This is a genomic window from Streptomyces sp. PA03-5A, assembly GCF_033792725.1.
Taxonomy (GTDB): domain Bacteria; phylum Actinomycetota; class Actinomycetes; order Streptomycetales; family Streptomycetaceae; genus Actinacidiphila.
This window is the reverse complement of the sequence record NZ_JARAVL010000003.1, coordinates 142243-158118: the sequence shown is the minus strand read 5'-3', so window position 1 is coordinate 158118 and position 15876 is coordinate 142243. Positions and strand designations below refer to the sequence as shown.

General features: G+C 73.3%; 14 protein-coding genes. 4 read left to right on the top strand and 10 right to left on the bottom strand.

From position 1 onward, the window contains the following. Positions 1–114 precede the first annotated feature (114 nt). Both PV410_RS05100 and purD read right to left on the bottom strand, forming a co-directional pair. Positions 115–1794 (bottom strand): hypothetical protein, encoded by a 1680-nt coding sequence (locus PV410_RS05100; protein WP_500322601.1) that lies wholly within the window; start codon positions 1792–1794, stop codon positions 115–117. 190 nt (positions 1795–1984) lie between these two features. Beyond that, positions 1985–3235 carry a phosphoribosylamine--glycine ligase gene (gene purD, locus PV410_RS05095; RefSeq protein ID WP_500322600.1) on the bottom strand — a complete coding sequence of 417 codons (1251 nt, stop codon included), beginning with the start codon at positions 3233–3235 and terminating at the stop codon, positions 1985–1987. Between the two features lie 203 nt (positions 3236–3438). Here purD and PV410_RS05090 point away from each other — a divergent pair, with 203 nt between their 5' ends. Next, entirely contained in the window at positions 3439–4188 is a 750-nt protein-coding gene (locus PV410_RS05090; RefSeq protein ID WP_500322599.1) for an SLATT domain-containing protein, read from the top strand. A 30-nt stretch (positions 4189–4218) separates the two neighbouring features. Here PV410_RS05090 and PV410_RS05085 read toward each other — a convergent pair whose 3' ends face one another. From PV410_RS05085 to PV410_RS05070, 4 genes are all read right to left on the bottom strand, one after another. After that, positions 4219–4872: a putative DNA-mimic protein gene (locus PV410_RS05085; protein ID WP_499512633.1), complete on the bottom strand. Its 654-nt coding sequence runs from the start codon at positions 4870–4872 to the stop codon at positions 4219–4221. Between the two features lie 57 nt (positions 4873–4929). Next, positions 4930–5616, bottom strand: coding sequence for a GntR family transcriptional regulator (locus PV410_RS05080; protein WP_500322597.1), 687 nt, complete (start codon positions 5614–5616; stop codon positions 4930–4932). A 128-nt stretch (positions 5617–5744) separates the two neighbouring features. Beyond that, positions 5745–7103, bottom strand: a complete 1359-nt coding sequence (locus PV410_RS05075; RefSeq protein ID WP_500322596.1) for an aspartate aminotransferase family protein — start codon at positions 7101–7103, stop codon at positions 5745–5747. Positions 7104–7204: 101 nt separating this feature from the next. Next, positions 7205–8488, bottom strand: coding sequence for an adenylosuccinate synthase (locus PV410_RS05070; RefSeq protein ID WP_500322595.1), 1284 nt, complete (start codon positions 8486–8488; stop codon positions 7205–7207). A gap of 188 nt (positions 8489–8676) precedes the next feature. Between PV410_RS05070 and PV410_RS05065 the strand changes: the two genes are divergently transcribed. Next, on the top strand, positions 8677–9465 hold the full coding sequence (locus tag PV410_RS05065) for a diacylglycerol kinase catalytic domain-containing protein (RefSeq protein WP_499516881.1): 789 nt from the start codon (positions 8677–8679) through the stop codon (positions 9463–9465). 4 nt (positions 9466–9469) lie between these two features. Here PV410_RS05065 and PV410_RS05060 read toward each other — a convergent pair whose 3' ends face one another. Then, positions 9470–9961, bottom strand: a complete 492-nt coding sequence (locus PV410_RS05060; protein ID WP_500322594.1) for a GbsR/MarR family transcriptional regulator — start codon at positions 9959–9961, stop codon at positions 9470–9472. A gap of 71 nt (positions 9962–10032) precedes the next feature. On the opposite strand from PV410_RS05060, the gene PV410_RS05055 reads away from it, so the two are divergent. Then, positions 10033–10974 (top strand): ABC transporter ATP-binding protein, encoded by a 942-nt coding sequence (locus tag PV410_RS05055; protein ID WP_500322592.1) that lies wholly within the window; start codon positions 10033–10035, stop codon positions 10972–10974. After that, complete coding sequence (locus tag PV410_RS05050) at positions 10971–12554, top strand: ABC transporter permease (RefSeq protein WP_500322590.1); 1584 nt, start codon at positions 10971–10973, stop codon at positions 12552–12554. Before PV410_RS05055 ends, PV410_RS05050 begins: the two co-directional genes overlap by 4 nt. A 53-nt stretch (positions 12555–12607) precedes the next feature. Here PV410_RS05050 and PV410_RS05045 read toward each other — a convergent pair whose 3' ends face one another. Genes PV410_RS05045 through PV410_RS05035 form a run of 3 tightly spaced genes read right to left on the bottom strand, consistent with a single transcriptional unit; the run spans position 12608 to position 15807 of the window. Next, positions 12608–13825, bottom strand: coding sequence for a cytochrome P450 (locus PV410_RS05045; RefSeq protein WP_500322589.1), 1218 nt, complete (start codon positions 13823–13825; stop codon positions 12608–12610). Positions 13826–13849: 24 nt separating this feature from the next. Continuing rightward, positions 13850–14518 carry a response regulator gene (locus tag PV410_RS05040; protein WP_500322588.1) on the bottom strand — a complete coding sequence of 223 codons (669 nt, stop codon included), beginning with the start codon at positions 14516–14518 and terminating at the stop codon, positions 13850–13852. After that, the gene (locus PV410_RS05035; protein ID WP_500322586.1) at positions 14515–15807 is read right to left on the bottom strand and encodes a sensor histidine kinase; all 1293 of its coding nucleotides are present in this window, start codon (positions 15805–15807) and stop codon (positions 14515–14517) included. Before PV410_RS05035 ends, PV410_RS05040 begins: the two co-directional genes overlap by 4 nt. Positions 15808–15876: the final 69 nt, after the last annotated feature.

Genomic DNA, 15876 nt, shown 5'->3' with positions numbered 1-15876 from the left:
GGTGTGCGTGTGCGCACATCCAGCACATCACACAATGCGCTGCCTTGGTTACTGTTCGTGGTGCATTATCGCCAGGAATTCACGCCGGGGCGGACAAACCCCGCCATTTTTCCGTCAGATGAGCCGTATCGGCTTCTCGGGGCGTACGCCCACGGCACTGAGCCAGGAACGCAGCGGGGCGGCGTCGCCGTTCTCCACGAGCCGGAGCACGGGCCAGGCCAGGTCCCCCCGGCGCACCCCGCCGACCAGCAGGGCCGGCCCGTCCAGCCAGTCCAGGCCCGGGGTGGCACCGGCGGTGTCCACCGCGGCACAGCAGATCATCGCGGTCACATGGTCGGTGAGCAGCTCGCGGCCGGTCCGCGGCGGGAGCAGCTGGTAGACGGGCGTGAGGACGCCGCCGGACGGGACCTGGTCGGCGGACTCCTCCCGCGCGGCCGCCTCGCGCACGGCCTCCTCACGGGCGACGTGCCGGGTGATGCGGGCCGCCAGCTCCTCGCTGCCGCCCGCGGAGAGCCGCTCCAGCACCCGGGCCAGGGTCGCACGCCCCGGCTCGGCGCAGTCGTCCACCGTGCTCCGCGAACCGCCGGAGGCCACGGATATGCGCCGGCTCCCGGCGACCCCCGCGGGCTCGTGCACCTCGTCCAGGACGGTCACCAGGCGGGAGGCGTCGCTGCGCCAGATGCGGTCCACGACCTCCTGCGGGTAGGTGTCCCAGCCGACCGGGGACCATTCGGGGCCGGGTCGCTGCGGACCGCCGTGGAACAGCCGGGCGGCGAGCAGCGAGGCCGCCTCGTCCATCGTGCCGGGCTCCTCCAGCAGGTCGCACGCCGGGCGCTCGCCCAGCCGGGACTCGAAGCCCTCGGCCAGCCGGTCCCGCCGGGACAGCTCGGTCAGGGCCGCCACCACGCCCGCGTCGAGCCGGGAGGGCCAGCGGCCCATGCGCCAGGCCGGCAGCGCCACCCGGGTCAGCAGCCGGTCCCAGCCCGCGTAGGCCAGACCCACCTGCTCCTGGGCGACGATGCGCAGCCCGTAGTCGACCGCCTGGGCCCGCTCGGAGGCGGAGGCGGCCACCGCGCGCTCCATCTCCGCCGCGTGCGCCCGGCAGCCGCGCAGCAGCAGCTTGGCGACCCAGCCCAGGAACCCGTACGCGGGACGGCGCAGGAACCCGACGACCGAGGGCTCCTGCGGGGCGGTGGCCACGCCGACGGCGGCGTCCAGGCCGCGCACGAAGCGGCGGGCGGCCGCGATGTCCGGATCCGCGGCCGGGCCCGTGCCCGCCACGACCGGGGCGAGCAGGGCGCGCAGCTCGGCGACGCGCATCCACCACATGAACGGCGAGCCGATCACCAGCGTGGGCGCCTCGGACACCGCGCGGCGCCGCTGCCGATGGGTGCGGTCCTCCAGCCAGCTGTCGCAGTCCGGAGTCAGTTCTATCGCCGAGGGGGCGGGCACCTGCAGGCGGACGGCCAGGTCACGCACCATGCGGTACAGGTCGGGGGCCGACGCCTCGGAGACGGCCACGGTCGGGCTCTCGGCCGGCCTGGCCCGTACGATCACCGCCGCGACACCGGCCGCGAGCAGCAGCACGAGCAGCGCGCCCGCGACCACCGCCCAGCGCAGCACCTCGGACGCGTCGCCGACGATGCGGCCCGTCGCGCCGCCGACCAGCAGCACGACCGCCAGCGCGGCGGGCAGCAGCGCGACCGTGAGCGCGGCGCTGCGGATGCGCAGGACGGCGAGCGCGCGTGACCGCGCGTGTCCCTCACCTGCTTCCCCGGCCAACGGTGTGCTCACCCCCAAGCTGCTGACGCGACTGCATGCCCCCACTGTCGCACCGCCCACCGACACCGCAATGCCGGTAGGGCCGATAGTGCAGTGCGCGCGGGGTTCCACAGTGCGCTTGCCGGGCACAGTAGTTGGGCTCGGGGCTCACGTCAGCAGGATGGCGAAGGCATCACCCCTTGGAGTGGCCTTGCCCGCCGATTCAGGCTTGGGCGGCCTTCTCTGCGATATCCGAACGGTGGTGCGAGCCCTTCAGCCCGATCCGTCCCACCGCCCGGTAGGCGCGCTCCCTGGCCTTGGCCAGATCGCCACCGGTGGCGGTGACGGACAGTACGCGGCCGCCCGCGCTCACCACACGGCCCTCGGCGTCCGCCTTGGTGCCCGCGTGCAGCACGTAGGCGTGCTCGTCCTGCTCCGCCACCTCGTCCAGGCCCGTGATCGGGTCGCCGGTGCGCGGGGTGCCGGGGTAGTTCTCGGAGGCGATGACCACGGTCACCGCGGCGCCGTCGCTCCACCGCAGCGGCGGGAAGGCGGCCAGCCGGCCGGTCGCCGCGGCGCGCAGCAGGCCCGCCAGCGGGGTCCTCAGCCGGGCCAGCACGACCTGGGTCTCCGGGTCGCCGAAGCGCGCGTTGAACTCGATCACCCGCACACCGCGCGAGGTGATCGCCAGCCCCGCGTACAGCAGCCCGGCGAACGGGGTGCCGCGGCGGCGCAGCTCGTCGACGGTCGGCTGGAGCACCGTGCGCTCCACCTCCTCGACCAGCCGGGGATCGGCCCACGGCAGCGGGCTGTACGCGCCCATGCCACCGGTGTTGGGGCCCTCGTCGGCGTCGTGGGCGCGCTTGAAGTCCTGCGCGGGCTGCAGCGGGACCACCGTCTCGCCGTCGGTGACGGCGAACAGGGAGACCTCGGGGCCGTCCAGGTACTCCTCGATGACCACCCGCTCGCAGGAGTTGGCGTGCGCCCGGGCGGCCTCCAGGTCGTCGGTCACCACGACGCCCTTGCCCGCGGCCAGGCCGTCGTCCTTCACGACGTACGGGGCGCCGAAGGCGTCCAGCGCGTGGTCCACCTCGGCGGGGGTGGTGCACACGTAGGAGCGTGCGGTGGGCACGCCGGCCGAGGCCATCACGTCCTTGGCGAACGCCTTCGAGCCCTCCAGGGCCGCGGCCTGCCCGGACGGGCCGAAGCAGTCGATGCCGCGGGCGCGCACGGCGTCGGCCACGCCCGCCACGAGGGGGGCCTCCGGGCCCACCACGACGAGGTCGGCGCCGAGCCGCTCCGCGAGGTCGGCCACCGCCGCGCCGTCGAGGGCGTCGACCGCGTGCAGCTCCGCCACCTCGGCGATGCCGGCGTTCCCGGGCGCGCAGTGCAGCGACTCCACGTCGAGGTCGAGGGAGAGGGCACGGCACAGGGCGTGTTCGCGGGCTCCGCCGCCGATCACAAGCACGTTCACGTGCCCAGGGTATCGGCTGGCGGCACCCTCCCCGTGGGCCGGTCGTCACGACCCCCAGCTCACTCTTTCGGGTGGCCCGGAGCCGGGCCCCATACCTGATCAAGGAACCCGTAAGGGCGGAAATGGCCCGATGACCCTCGCACGGTCAGCCGTTCGGCGGTAAGAAGGTGCCTCGTCATCGGAAGTCGCGAGGGAGCGTGCAGGTGAGCCAGCCGGACATGTATCCCGAGGAGGTCCCCCGGGAGAAGCCGAAGCGGCGCGCGCTGCACCGGCAGGAGGACCTGCGGACGCCGCCCTTCCCGCTCGGCGACTGGGGGGAACCGGCCGGGCGGCTGGAGGAGCTCTACCGCTGGGTGGAGGCGGACGCCCTGCGGACCGTCGAGTGGTACCTCGCCGACCGTCTGCGCAAGCGCCGCTGGGCCCGGTCGCTGCGGGTCGGCGCGGCCCTGTGCGCGACGACCGGCGCCGTCCTCGCCGTCACGGGGGCGGGCGGGCACATCCGCTGGGCGTACGCCGCCTTGGTGCTGGCCGTCGTGTGCGTGGGCCTGGACCGCTACCTCGGCCTCACGGCCGGCTGGATGCGGGACATGGCCACCGCCCAGGCCGTGCAGCGCCGGCTGGAGGCGCTGCGCTTCGACTGGGCCTCGGAGTCGGTCCGCGAGGTCCTGGGCCCGACGGAGGGCACCGCGGCCGAGGCCGCCGAGCGGTGCCTGACCGTGCTGCGCCGCTTCAGCGAGGACGTCTCGGAGCTCGTGCGCTGCGAGACCGCCGACTGGATGGTGGACTTCCGGGCCGGCGCCGCCCCGCTGCGGACCCAGTCCCTGACCTGGGCGGGGAGCAGCCGGGGCACCGAGGGCGCCGCGACCGGCACCGGCGGCAGGTTCCCGCTGCTGCCCGGCGGCCGGCCGAGCATGCCGCGCCAGCGCCCCCCGGAGGGCCCCCGCGCGAGCTGACCGCCGCCGGGGGGCGCCCGCCGCCCGGTGCTAACTGAAGACGATCATCGAGCCCTGTCCCAGCGCACGCGTCGCCGCCGCGTGCAGCCCCAGCCACACGTGGCGCTCCCGCGCGAAGGGGCTGCCGTCGTGGTGCGCCGGCGGGGCCGCCGGCTCCTCCAGCTCGGTGGGACCGGCCGGCGGCGCCGGGGCGGGCGGCGGGTTGTGCGGGTCGATGCCGATCACCGGGGCGACGAACTCGAGCTCGCGCAGCAGCCCGTGGGCGGAACCCAGGGGGCCGCCGGCGTCCAGGAGTTCGTCGTTGACCAGCGGATGGGGGAAGTCGAGGGGGACGTAGCCGCCCGCGTGGTCGTAGTGCCAGACGAGGTGCGACTGCTGGGCGGTGGTCTCGAACATCTCCAGCAACTGCTCGTAGTCACCCCCGAGTTCGTCGACCGGGGTGACCGCGAGGCCCTGGATGTGGAGCAGGTACGCGCGGCGCAGGAAGTGCAGCGCGTCGTAGTCGAAGCCCGCGACCGGGGCCACGTCGCCGGACAGGCCCGGCATGTAGGAGTAGACGGGCACCGGCGGGAGACCGGCGTCGCTCAACGCCTTGTCATAGCGGGCGATCTCCTCGGCGAACGGGTTGTCGGGGCTGTGGCAGAGCACGTCCACCAGGGGAACCAGCCACAAGTCGCAGGCCACAGGCGCTCCAAGTCCTTCCGTGCGTGGTCGGACCAGCGTAGTGGGCGGCGGTCGTTCCTACCGGCCCGCGGCCAGTCGCCGCATCAGCGCGAGGGAATGGTCGTCGAACTCCTCGACGACGCGCTGGGCCGCCTCCGTGTCCCGCTTCTCGATCGCGGTGACCAGGGCGACGTGTTCGGACCAGCACAGGCCCGCCAGGTCCGGCCGGCCGCGCAGGAAGGGCACCGCGTACACCCAGGTCTGGGTGCGGATCCGGTCGAGGAACTCCCCGACGTGGTTGTTCCCGGCCAGCGCCGTCAGCTCGCGCCAGAAGCGGATGTCGTAGCCGATGAGGACGTCCAGCTCGCCGGCCCGGGAGGCACGCGCCGCGGCCTCGGCCCGGCGCCGTACGGAGGCCAGCTCCATGGGGTCGACCTCGCGCATGCCGCGCGCGGCGATGCGGCGGAAGATCCCCTCGACGACGAGGGTGCGCGCCTCGACCATGGAGCGGAACTCGGCGTCCGTGAAGCGTCGCACCTGGAAGCCGCGGTGGTGCTCGACGTCGAGCAGCCCCTGCGCCGCCAGGTCCACCAGGGCCTCGCGGACCGGGGTGGCGGACACGCCGTACAGATCCGCGATCTCCTTGACCGTGAAGTGCCGCCCGGCCGTCATGCGCCCGGTGAGCACCTCGTCGCGGAGCGCGTCGGCTATCTGCTGCCGCAGACTGCTCCGTCGGACGGGTCCGCCCGCTGGGCCTTCCGGCATGCCGGTGCCTCCCTACAGGTGTGGCGGTGCACTTACGGCTCCGCCACACCTTATGCGAGGCCGGGCCGCGGGTGGTCCACACCTGTGGTGTGGACCACCCGCGGTCCGCGGACGCCCCCCGGGAGCGCTCAGCGCGTGTGCTCGTCGGCCACGGACAGCGCCGCGTCGAGGAGTGCCAGGCCCTCCTTGGCCTCGGCCTCGGTGATGTTGCAGGCGGGCACCACATGGGTGCGGTTCATGTTGACGAACGGCCACAGGCCGCTCTTCTTGCAGGCCGCCGCGAAGGCCGCCATGGGGGCGTTGGCCTCGCCCGCCGCGTTGTAGGGGACGAGCGGCTCCCGGGTCTCCCGGTCGCGCACCAGCTCCAACGCCCAGAAGGCGCCCAGGCCCCGCACCTCGCCCACCGACGGGTGGCGCCCGGCGAGCTCCCGCAGGGCCGGGCCGAGCACGTTCTCGCCGAGCGCGGCGGCGTGTGCGACGACGCCCTCGTCCTCCATCACCTGGATCGTGGCGACGGCGGCGGCGCAGGCCAGCGGGTGGCCGGAGTAGGTGAGGCCGCCCGGGTAGGGGCGGGTGGCGAAGGTCGCGGCGATCTCCTCGCTGATCGCGACACCGCCGAGCGGCACGTAGCCGGAGTTGACGCCCTTGGCGAAGGTGAGCAGGTCAGGGGTGACGTCGAACCGGTCGGCGGCGAACCAGCTTCCGGTGCGGCCGAAGCCGGCCATGACCTCGTCGAGGACGAAGACGATCCCGTACCGGTCGCAGATCTCGCGCACCCCGGCGAGGTAGCCAGGCGGCGGCACCATGATGCCCGCCGTGCCGGGCACCGTCTCCAGGACGATCGCCGCGACGGTCTGCGGGCCCTCGAAGACGATGGTGTCCTCGAGGTGCTGCAGCGCGCGGTCGCGCTCCTGCTCCTCGGTCTCCGAGTGGAACGGCGAACGGTAGAGGAACGGCGCCCAGAAGTGGACGACGCCGGACGAGCCGTTGTCGGAGGCCCAGCGGCGCGGGTCGCCGGTCAGGTTGATCGCGGCCGAGGTGGCGCCGTGGTACGAGCGGTACGCGGACAGCACCTTGGGGCGGCCGGTGTGCAGCCGGGCGAGCCGTACCGCGTTCTCGACGGCCTCGGCGCCGCCGTTGGTGAAGAAGATCTTGTTCAGGTCGCCGGGCGTGCGCTCGGCGATCAGCCGGGCGGCCTCGGAGCGCGACTCCACGGCGAAGGCGGGCGCGAAGGTGACGAGCTTCGCGGCCTGCTCCTGGATGGCGGCGACGACCGTGGGGTGCTGGTAACCGATGTTGGTGAACACCAGGCCGCTGGTGAAGTCGAGGTAGCGGTTGCCGTCGTAGTCCCAGAAGTACGCGCCCTCGGCCCCGGCGACCGGCAGCGGGTCGATCAGGCCTTGCGCGGACCAGGAGTGGAAGACGTGGGCGCGGTCGGCGGCCTTGACGGCGGCGCCGGTCCCGGGGTCGGCGAAGGGAGGGGTCATGCGCCCAGGCTAAGGAAACGGCCCGGGCGCACGACATTGGCACCCTGTATGACGGTGGGCGCGCGCGCCGACAGGTTGTAGGGCCCGCGCGCCGCCGTCACTCAGAGGAACGAGTTGATCTCGATGGTCTCGGTGCGGCCGGGGCCCACGCCGATGGCCGAGACCGGGGCGCCGGACATCTCCTCCAGCGCCTTGACGTACGCCTGGGCGTTCTTCGGCAGGTCGGCGAAGGTCTTCGCCTTGCTGATGTCCTCGCTCCAGCCGGGCAGGGTCTCGTAGACCGGCTTGGCGTGGTGGAAGTCCGTCTGGCTGTACGGCAGTTCCTCGACGCGCCTGCCGTCGATCTCGTAGGCGACGCAGACCGGGATCTGCTCCCAGCCGGTGAGGACGTCGAGCTTGGTGAGGAAGAAGTCCGTGAGGCCGTTGACCCGGGTCGCGTAGCGGGCGATCACCGCGTCGAACCAGCCGCAGCGGCGGTCCCGGCCCGTGGTGACGCCGCGCTCGCCGCCGATGCGGCGCAGCGCCTCGCCGTCGGCGTCGAACAGCTCGGTCGGGAACGGGCCGGCGCCCACGCGGGTGGTGTAGGCCTTGAGGATGCCGATCACCCGGTTGATCTTGGTGGGGCCGATGCCGGAACCGGTGCAGGCGCCGCCCGCCGTCGGGTTGGACGAGGTCACGAAGGGGTACGTGCCGTGGTCGACGTCCAGCAGGGTGCCCTGACCGCCCTCGAGGAGGACGACCTTGCCCTCGTCGAGCGCGGTGTTGAGGACCAGCGTCGTGTCCGCGACGTAGTCACTGATCTGCTCCGCGTAGCCCAGGTACTCCTCGACGACCTGGTCGATGCTGATGGCACGGCGGTTGAAGATCTTGATCAGGACCTGGTTCTTGTCGTGGAGCGCCGCCTCGACCTTCTGACGGAGGATCGACTCGTCGAAGAGGTCCTGGACCCGGATGCCCACGCGGTTGATCTTGTCGGCGTAGGCGGGGCCGATGCCGCGGCCGGTGGTGCCGATCTTGCGCTTGCCGAGGAAGCGTTCCGTCACCTTGTCGAGCGTCTGGTGGTACGGCGTGATCAGGTGCGCGTTACCGCTGATGAGGAGCTTGGACGTATCGACGCCGCGCTCGTTCAGCCCGCTCAGCTCGGAGAGCAGGACCGCCGGGTCGACGACGACTCCGTTGCCGATCACCGGGGTGCACCCAGGTGACAGGATCCCGGAAGGCAGGAGGTGGAGCGCGTACTTCTGGTCGCCGACGACGACCGTGTGGCCGGCGTTGTTGCCGCCCTGGTAGCGCACCACGTAGTCCACGGAGCCACCGAGCAGGTCGGTGGCCTTTCCCTTGCCCTCGTCACCCCACTGAGCACCGAGCAGCACAAGTGCGGGCACAGGCGTACACCCCTTCCGGGCGGGGCATGTCCAACGTGGCTCCCCATGGCGGGGAGAGCCGTCGGACCGGTGCCCCGGAAATAGACGAAGCCCCTGGCGCAAGGCAGCGCAAGGGGCTCTTGCACCGAGATGTTACCTGAGGAAGGACCAAGGTGTCGGCTCAGCGACCGTCCGGGCAGCCCCTGCTCGTGGTCATCGACCCCGCTGCCCGCGTCATGGACGGCGAATCCGTACGCATCGCGAAGGATGTGCTGTGCGGGGGAGCCCCCTCCGTGAAGATCGCCCTTCCGGAGTCCGAGGAGGAGGCCGTCCGGGTGCTGGAGCACCGGGGCCGGCGGCGTCCGGTGGTCGTGGGTGACGACGCGGCGCTGCTGCGCACGGTACGGGCGCTGCACTCGGCCCGGGGACTGGGCGAGGCGGTCGTCGGTCTGGTGCCGGTGGGGCGGCGGACCGGCCTGGCGCGGGCGCTCGGCGTACCGGGCGGGGCGGTGAGCGCGGCGCGCGCGGTGCTGGACGGGGCGGAGCGCGAGCTCGACCTGCTGCTCGACGACAGCGGCGGCATCGTGCTGGGCGCGCTGCGCATCGGCTCGGCGACACCCGCCTGGTGGACGCCGGTGGAGCGCCGGGCCCGCTCGCTGGCCCGCACGCTGAGCCTGAACGGCCACACCGCGCACCTGGGGCTGGGGATGCGCGGCGGGCAGCGGCTGCGGATCGAGGCGGACGGGGTGGTCCTGGCCGACCTGGACGACTGCGTCGAGGAGGTCTCGGTCTCCACGGCGGTGCCCGGCCTCGCCGAAGTGCTGGTCCGCAGGGAGGGCGGGGCGCCCGCGGGGCCGGTGCACGCCCGGAGCGTCACCGTCTCCGGACGGGACTTCCGCTACACGGCCGACACCGCGCCGGCCGGCCCGGTCCGGCGCCGTACCTGGACGGTGATGCCCGCGGCCTGGCGGCTGACGGTCCCGCGGTCCGCCTACTAGAGGGTCACAGGACGCCCTGTTCGCGCAGCTCCGCCTTGCGGTCGCGCCAGCGGTCCATCATGTCCACGAGCTCCTCCTGCAGGAAGTCGAAGAAGGCCGCGGTCTCCGCGAGCCGCTGTCCGGCCGCGGTGTCCGGGCCGAGCGCGTCGATGCCGGACCGCAGGGTGTTCTCCCAGCGGGCGAGGACACGGTCGCGGCGGGTGAAGGTCTCGTACCACTGGTCGCTGTGCACCCGGTAGCGCTCCCGCCGTGAACCCGGCTCCCGCTCGCGGGTGAGCATGCCGACCTGCGCCAGGTAGCGGACCGCGCCGGACACGGCGGCCGGGCTGGCCTGCAGCCGGCCGGACAGCTCGGCGGCGCTCAGCACGCCGGTCTCCGAGGCGAGGAGCGCGGCGAACACCCGCGCCGCCATGCGCTGCATGCCCGCCTCGACCAGCTCCGCCGCGAAGCGTTCGACGAACGTCATCGGCTCCGAGGACTCTTCGGCCACCGCCATCACCTCCCGTCCCGAAGTTTATACACTTCCTTAACTTCACAAATTTGTGAATCTACTGTACGTTCAGAATCATGACGAAGGCAATCAGTGTGGCCGGACTGCACAAGTCCTTCGGCCGCACGCGCGCACTGGACGGCCTCGACCTGACCGTCGAGGAGGGGGAGGTGCACGGCTTCCTGGGGCCCAACGGCGCCGGCAAGTCCACCACCATCCGCATCCTGCTCGGCCTGCTGCGCGCGGACCGGGGTGCCGCCCAGCTGCTCGGCGGCGACCCGTGGCGCGACGCCGTCACCCTCCACCGGCGCCTGGCGTACGTCCCGGGTGACGTCACCCTCTGGCGCAACCTCAGCGGGGGCGAGGTCATCGACCTGCTGGGTCGGCTGCGCGGCGGGCTGGACGAGGTCCGCAGGCGGCAGCTGCTGGAGCGCTTCGAGCTGGACCCGACGAAGAAGGGCCGCGCGTACTCCAAGGGCAACCGGCAGAAGGTCGCGCTCGTCGCTGCGTTCGCCTCCGACGTGGACCTGCTGATACTCGACGAGCCCACCTCCGGCCTCGACCCGCTGATGGAGGAGGTCTTCCGCGAGTGCGTCCGCGAGGAACGCGACCGCGGCCGGACGGTGCTGCTGTCCAGTCACATCCTCAGCGAGGTCGAGGCCCTGTGCGACCGGGTCAGCATCATCCGGGGCGGGCGCACGGTGGAGACCGGGAGCCTGACCGAGCTGCGGCACCTCACCCGTACCTCGGTCACCGCGGAGCTGGCCGGCCGGCCGAACGGCCTCGGCCAACTGCCGGGCGTGCACGACCTCGACGTGCGCGGCAACCACGTCCGGCTCCAGGTCGACACCGACAAGCTCGACGCCGTGCTGAGGCAGTTGAGCGAGACGGGCGTGCGCAGCCTGACCAGCACGCCGCCCACGCTGGAGGAGCTGTTCCTGCGGCACTACGAAGACAGCCCTGCCGACCCTGCCGGCACCACCGGCGCCGTCGCGGCCGACGCGGAGGCCCGACGATGAACGCGCTCACCGGGACGGGCACGCTCACGCGGCTCGCGCTGCGCAGGGACCGCGTCATGATCCCGGCGTGGGTCGTGCCGATCGCCCTGCTGGTCGCGTCCACCGCGTCGGCCTTCGGCGGCCTCTACGACACCCCGGCGGAACGCGCCGGGGTCGCGGCGAGCACGGCGGGCAACGGCTCGCTGCGCGCCCTGTACGGACCGGTGTTCGACACGAGCATCGGGGGCCTGACGGCCTGGCGCATGATGGCCTTCGGTGCGGCGCTGGCCGGACTGATGGCGCTGCTGCTGGTCGTCCGGCACACCCGGGAGGAAGAGGAGGCCGGCCGGCTGGAGCTGGTCGGCGCGGGTGCCGTCGGACGACGGGCGCCGCTGGCTGCCGCCCTGGTCACCGGCACCGGGGCCTCGCTGCTCCTCGGACTGCTCGTCACCGCGGCCCTGCTCGGGCAGGGCCCGCGGGGCGCGGTGGCCTTCGGGATCGCCTTCGCCGGCGCGGGATGCTCCTTCGCCGCGGTCGCGGCCGTCGCGGCGCAGCTGACGGAAAGCGCGCGTGCGGCGCGGGGCATCGCGGGCGCGGTCCTGGGCCTCGCCTTCCTGATACGTGCCGTCGGCGACGCCGGCAGCGGCACCCTGACCTGGCTCTCGCCGCTGGGCTGGGCCGAGAACATACGCCCCTACGCGGACGAACGCTGGTGGGTGGCGGCCCTGTTCGCGGCCTGGGCCGCCGGTCTCGTCGCCGTCGCCTACGCCCTGGTGGCCCGGCGTGACATCGACGCCTCCCTGCTGCCGTCCCGCCCCGGCCCGGCCACCGCCGGTCCCCGTCTGCGTTCCGCCCAGGCCCTGGCCTGGCGGCTGCAGCGCGGCTCCTTGTGGGGGTGGACGGCGGGCTTCGCCGTGGGCGGCGGCGCGCTCGGCGGCCTCGCCAACGGAGCGGCCGACCTCGTCCGGGACAACGAGCAGCTGGCCGATGTCATGCGCGACATGGGCGGCGCCTCCGGGCTGGTCGACTCCTACCTCGCCTCCATGACCGGGGTGATGGGGATGATCGCCGCGATCTACGCCGTCCAGGCCGTGCTCCGGCTCCAGGGCGAGGAGAGCTCCGGCCGCGCCGAGCCCGTCCTCGCCACGCCCGTGGGGCGGGTGCGCTGGGCCGCGGGCCACGCACTGCTCGCCTTCGCCGGTTCCGTGCTCCTCATGGCCGTCTCCGGCCTCACCATGGGAATCGGTTACGGGGCGACGGCCGGCGACACGGGCGGCCAGATGTGGCGGCTGGCGGGGGCGGGCCTGGTGCAGCTGCCCGCGGTCTGGTGCGTGGCCGCGGTGGCGCTGCTGCTGTACGGCGCGGCACCGAAGGCGGCGCGGGCGAGCTGGGGGGTGGCGTCGCTGACGCTCGCCATCGGGCTCTACGGGCCGGCGCTCAAGCTCTCGCCCTGGGTGATGGACCTGTCCGTCTTCACGCACCTGCCGAAGGTGCCGTCGGCGGACGTCACCGTGACCCCGCTGGCGGTGCTCACCGTGCTGGCCCTCACGCTCGCGGCCCTCGGCCTCGCGGCGCTGCGCCGCCGCGACATCACCGCGTGAGCCGCGGGACCCGGCCACCGGGCCGGGTCCCGCAGCGATCCGGAGGACAGGACCTAACAGGTGACGCGCAGTTCGCGCAGACCGCGGATGACGTAGCCCTCGTTCCAGGCGGGCTCCGCCGCGAGCTCCAGCCGCGGGGCGCGGCGCAGCAGCGCCGTGAAGGACGCGGCGAGTTCGATGCGGGCCAGCGGCGCGCCGAGGCAGTAGTGGATGCCGGCGCCGAAGGTGATGTGCGGGTTGTCGGCGCGGGAGAGGTCCAGCCGGTCAGGGTCGGGGAAGCGCTCCGGGTCGCGGTTGGCGGAGCCGAAGAGCAGCGCCACCTCGCTGCCGCGCGGGATCACCGTGCCGCCCACCTCGATGTCGTCCAGCACCCAGCGCTCGAACATCTGCAGCGGGGTGTCGAAGCGCAGCAGCTCCTCGATCGCCGTCGGCAGCAGCTCCTCCGGTGCCGCGCGCAGCTCCGCCAGCTGCTCGGGGTGCCGGAAGAGCGTCCACCAGCCGTTGCCGGTGGTGTTGACGGTCGCCTCGTGGCCCGCGTTCAGCAGCAGCACGCAGGTGGAGACCATCTCCTGCTCGGTGAGCCGGTCGCCCTCGTCGTGCGCAGCGATCAGCGCGCTGATCAGGTCCTCGCCGGGCGCCTTGCGGCGTTCGGCGATCAGCTCGCGCAGGTAGGCGGAGAACTCCTCGCTCGCGCGGACCGCCCGGCGCGCGGCCTCCTCGGAGGGGTTGAGCTCGAACATCCCGACGATGTCGGCCGACCAGGGCCGCAGCAGGTGCCGGTCCGCGGCCGGTATCCCCAGCATCTCGGCGATGACGGCCACCGGCAGCGGTTCCGCGACCGTGGCGATGAGGTCGCCGCCGCCCTCCGCGACCAGCCGCTCCACCAGTTCCCCGGCGAGCCGCTGCACGGTCGGCGTGAGCCGCTCGACCGTACGCGGGGTGAACGCCTTGGAGACCAGCCGCCGGATGCGGGTGTGGTCGGGGGCCTCCAGGTCGAGCAGGCCGTTGCCGTTGAGCGTGGTGAAGGGCTCGTGCTCCGGCGGCGGCGCGGTGCGGCCGAACTCCTCGTGGGTGAAGCGGTGCAGGTACGTCCGCCCGAGGCGCCGGTCCCGCAGCAGCGCGCTGACGTCCGCGAAGTGCGGGATGAGCCACTGCCGGCTCGGCTCGAACCAGTGGGCGCGCCCCACCGCGCGCAGCCGGGCGTACGCGGGGTAGGGGTCGGCGACGAACTGCGGCGACCAGGGATCGAAGGCGGTGGCAGTGCTGCTCATGTGCGGAGACTACCCTCCGCCCGTTCAGCCGCCCGGGGTGACCAGCCGCGCCTCGTAGGCGAAGACCGCCGCCTGGGTCCGGTCGCGCAGCCCCAGCTTCACCAGGACCCGGCTCACGTGCGTCTTGACCGTCGACTCGGCGACCACCAGATGGTCGGCGATCTCCGCGTTCGACAGTCCCTGGGCGACCAGCACGAGCACCTCGGTCTCACGCTCGGTGAGCTCCCCGACCCGGTCCTGGGCGGGCGGCCGGGGGGTGCCCAGCCGGTTGAACTCGGTGATCAGCCGCTTGGTGATCGCCGGGGCGAGCAGCGCGTCGCCGGCCGCCACGATCCGCACCCCGTCCGCGAGCTGACGGGCCGAGGCGTCCTTGAGCAGGAAGCCGGAGGCGCCCGCGCGCAGCGCCTGGTAGACGTACTCGTCCAGGTCGAAGGTGGTCAGCACGAGCACCTTCGCGTCGGCGTCCGCGGCGACGATCTCGCGGGTGGCCTCCAGGCCGTTGAGCTCGGGCATGCGGATGTCCATCAGCACGACGTCCGGCCGCAACGCCGCCACCTGCTCGATCGCCTGCCGCCCGTCGACGGCCTCGCCGACGACCTCGATGTCGGGCTGGGCGCCCAGCAGCACCGAGAAGCCCTCGCGGACCATCATCTGGTCGTCCGCGATCAGCACCCGGATGGTGTTCCCGGTCATGCACGCTCCCCGGGGACCGGGATGAACACGGAGACCTCGTAGCCGCCGTCCTCGGTGGGCCCGTCGGTCATCTCGCCGCTCAGCATCGCCACCCGCTCCCGCATGCCTGCTATGCCGTGTCCCGCTCCGGGTGACGGTTTCACCAGGCCGCGCGGCGGACCGTTGACGACGCGCAGCCCGAGCCCGCCGAGGACGTAACTGACCTCGACCCGGGCGGCGGCGCCCGGCGCGTGCCGCAGGCTGTTGCTCAGCGCCTCCTGGATGATCCGGTACGCCGACAGCTCCACTCCCTGCGGCAGCTCGCGCACCGCGCCGGTCACCGTCCGCTCCACCTCCAGCCCCGCCTCGCGCACGTTGGCCACGAGCCGGTCCAGGTCGGCGAGGGTCGGCTGCGGCGCGTCGGGGGCCTGGTAGTCCTCGGCACGTACGACCCCGAGGACGCGGCGCAGCTCGGTCAGGGCGATGACGGCGTTCTCGCGGATGATCGAGAAGCTCTTGGTCAGTTCCTCGGGCGGGTCCTCCACCCGGTACGGCGCGGCCTCCGCCTGGATCGCGATCACGGACATGTGGTGGGCGACGACGTCGTGCAGCTCACGGGCGATGGTCGTGCGCTCCTCCAGCAGCGTGCGCCGGGTCCGCTCGACCTCGGTCACCGCGACCTGGGCGGCGACCTCCTGCCGGGACTGGCGCAGCCCGCGCACCGCCGACACGACGGACAGCACGACGGCGGAGAGGAAGATCATGATGAACGGGTCCGAGCCGTACCCGCTCGACAGCCCCTGGAAGGCCAGCGCCAGAGCGGCGGTCAGCAGCCACATCTCGGCGGCCACCCGCGCCCGGGTGCGCGCCGCCACCACGCCCAGCACCGTCAGGTGCGAGACGAAGCCGGCGTCCGTCCACGGATACGTGGAGGACCAGCCGGAGCTGAACACCCCGGTGAGCACCGCGGCACCGACGGACAGCCACCACGCGCCGATCGGCCGGAACATCGTGGTGAGCAGGGGCACACCGGCCAGCAGCGCCAGCACGAAGCCGCCCGGCCCGCCCACGCTCTCCGTCGAGACGAACATCAGGAAGACCGTGAAGCAGGTCAGCGCCGCGTGCGGCATCCAGCGCGCGTACCCCCGGAGCCTGCGCGGCACCACCGCGAACAGCGGGTGCCCGTCGCGCAGCGGTGCCATCGGCCGGAAGGCGAAGCCATCGGTGATCAGGTCGTGCCGCAGCCCGCTGAGGGCGCCGCGGGCCATGCGGAGCTCGGTCCGCAGCGAGGTCTGGCTTGTCTCGGTCACGCTCTCACGGTAGGCAATCCGCGTGTCGCCGTCGTCACCTGCGAAGACGATGTGGCGGCGTCATCCTCA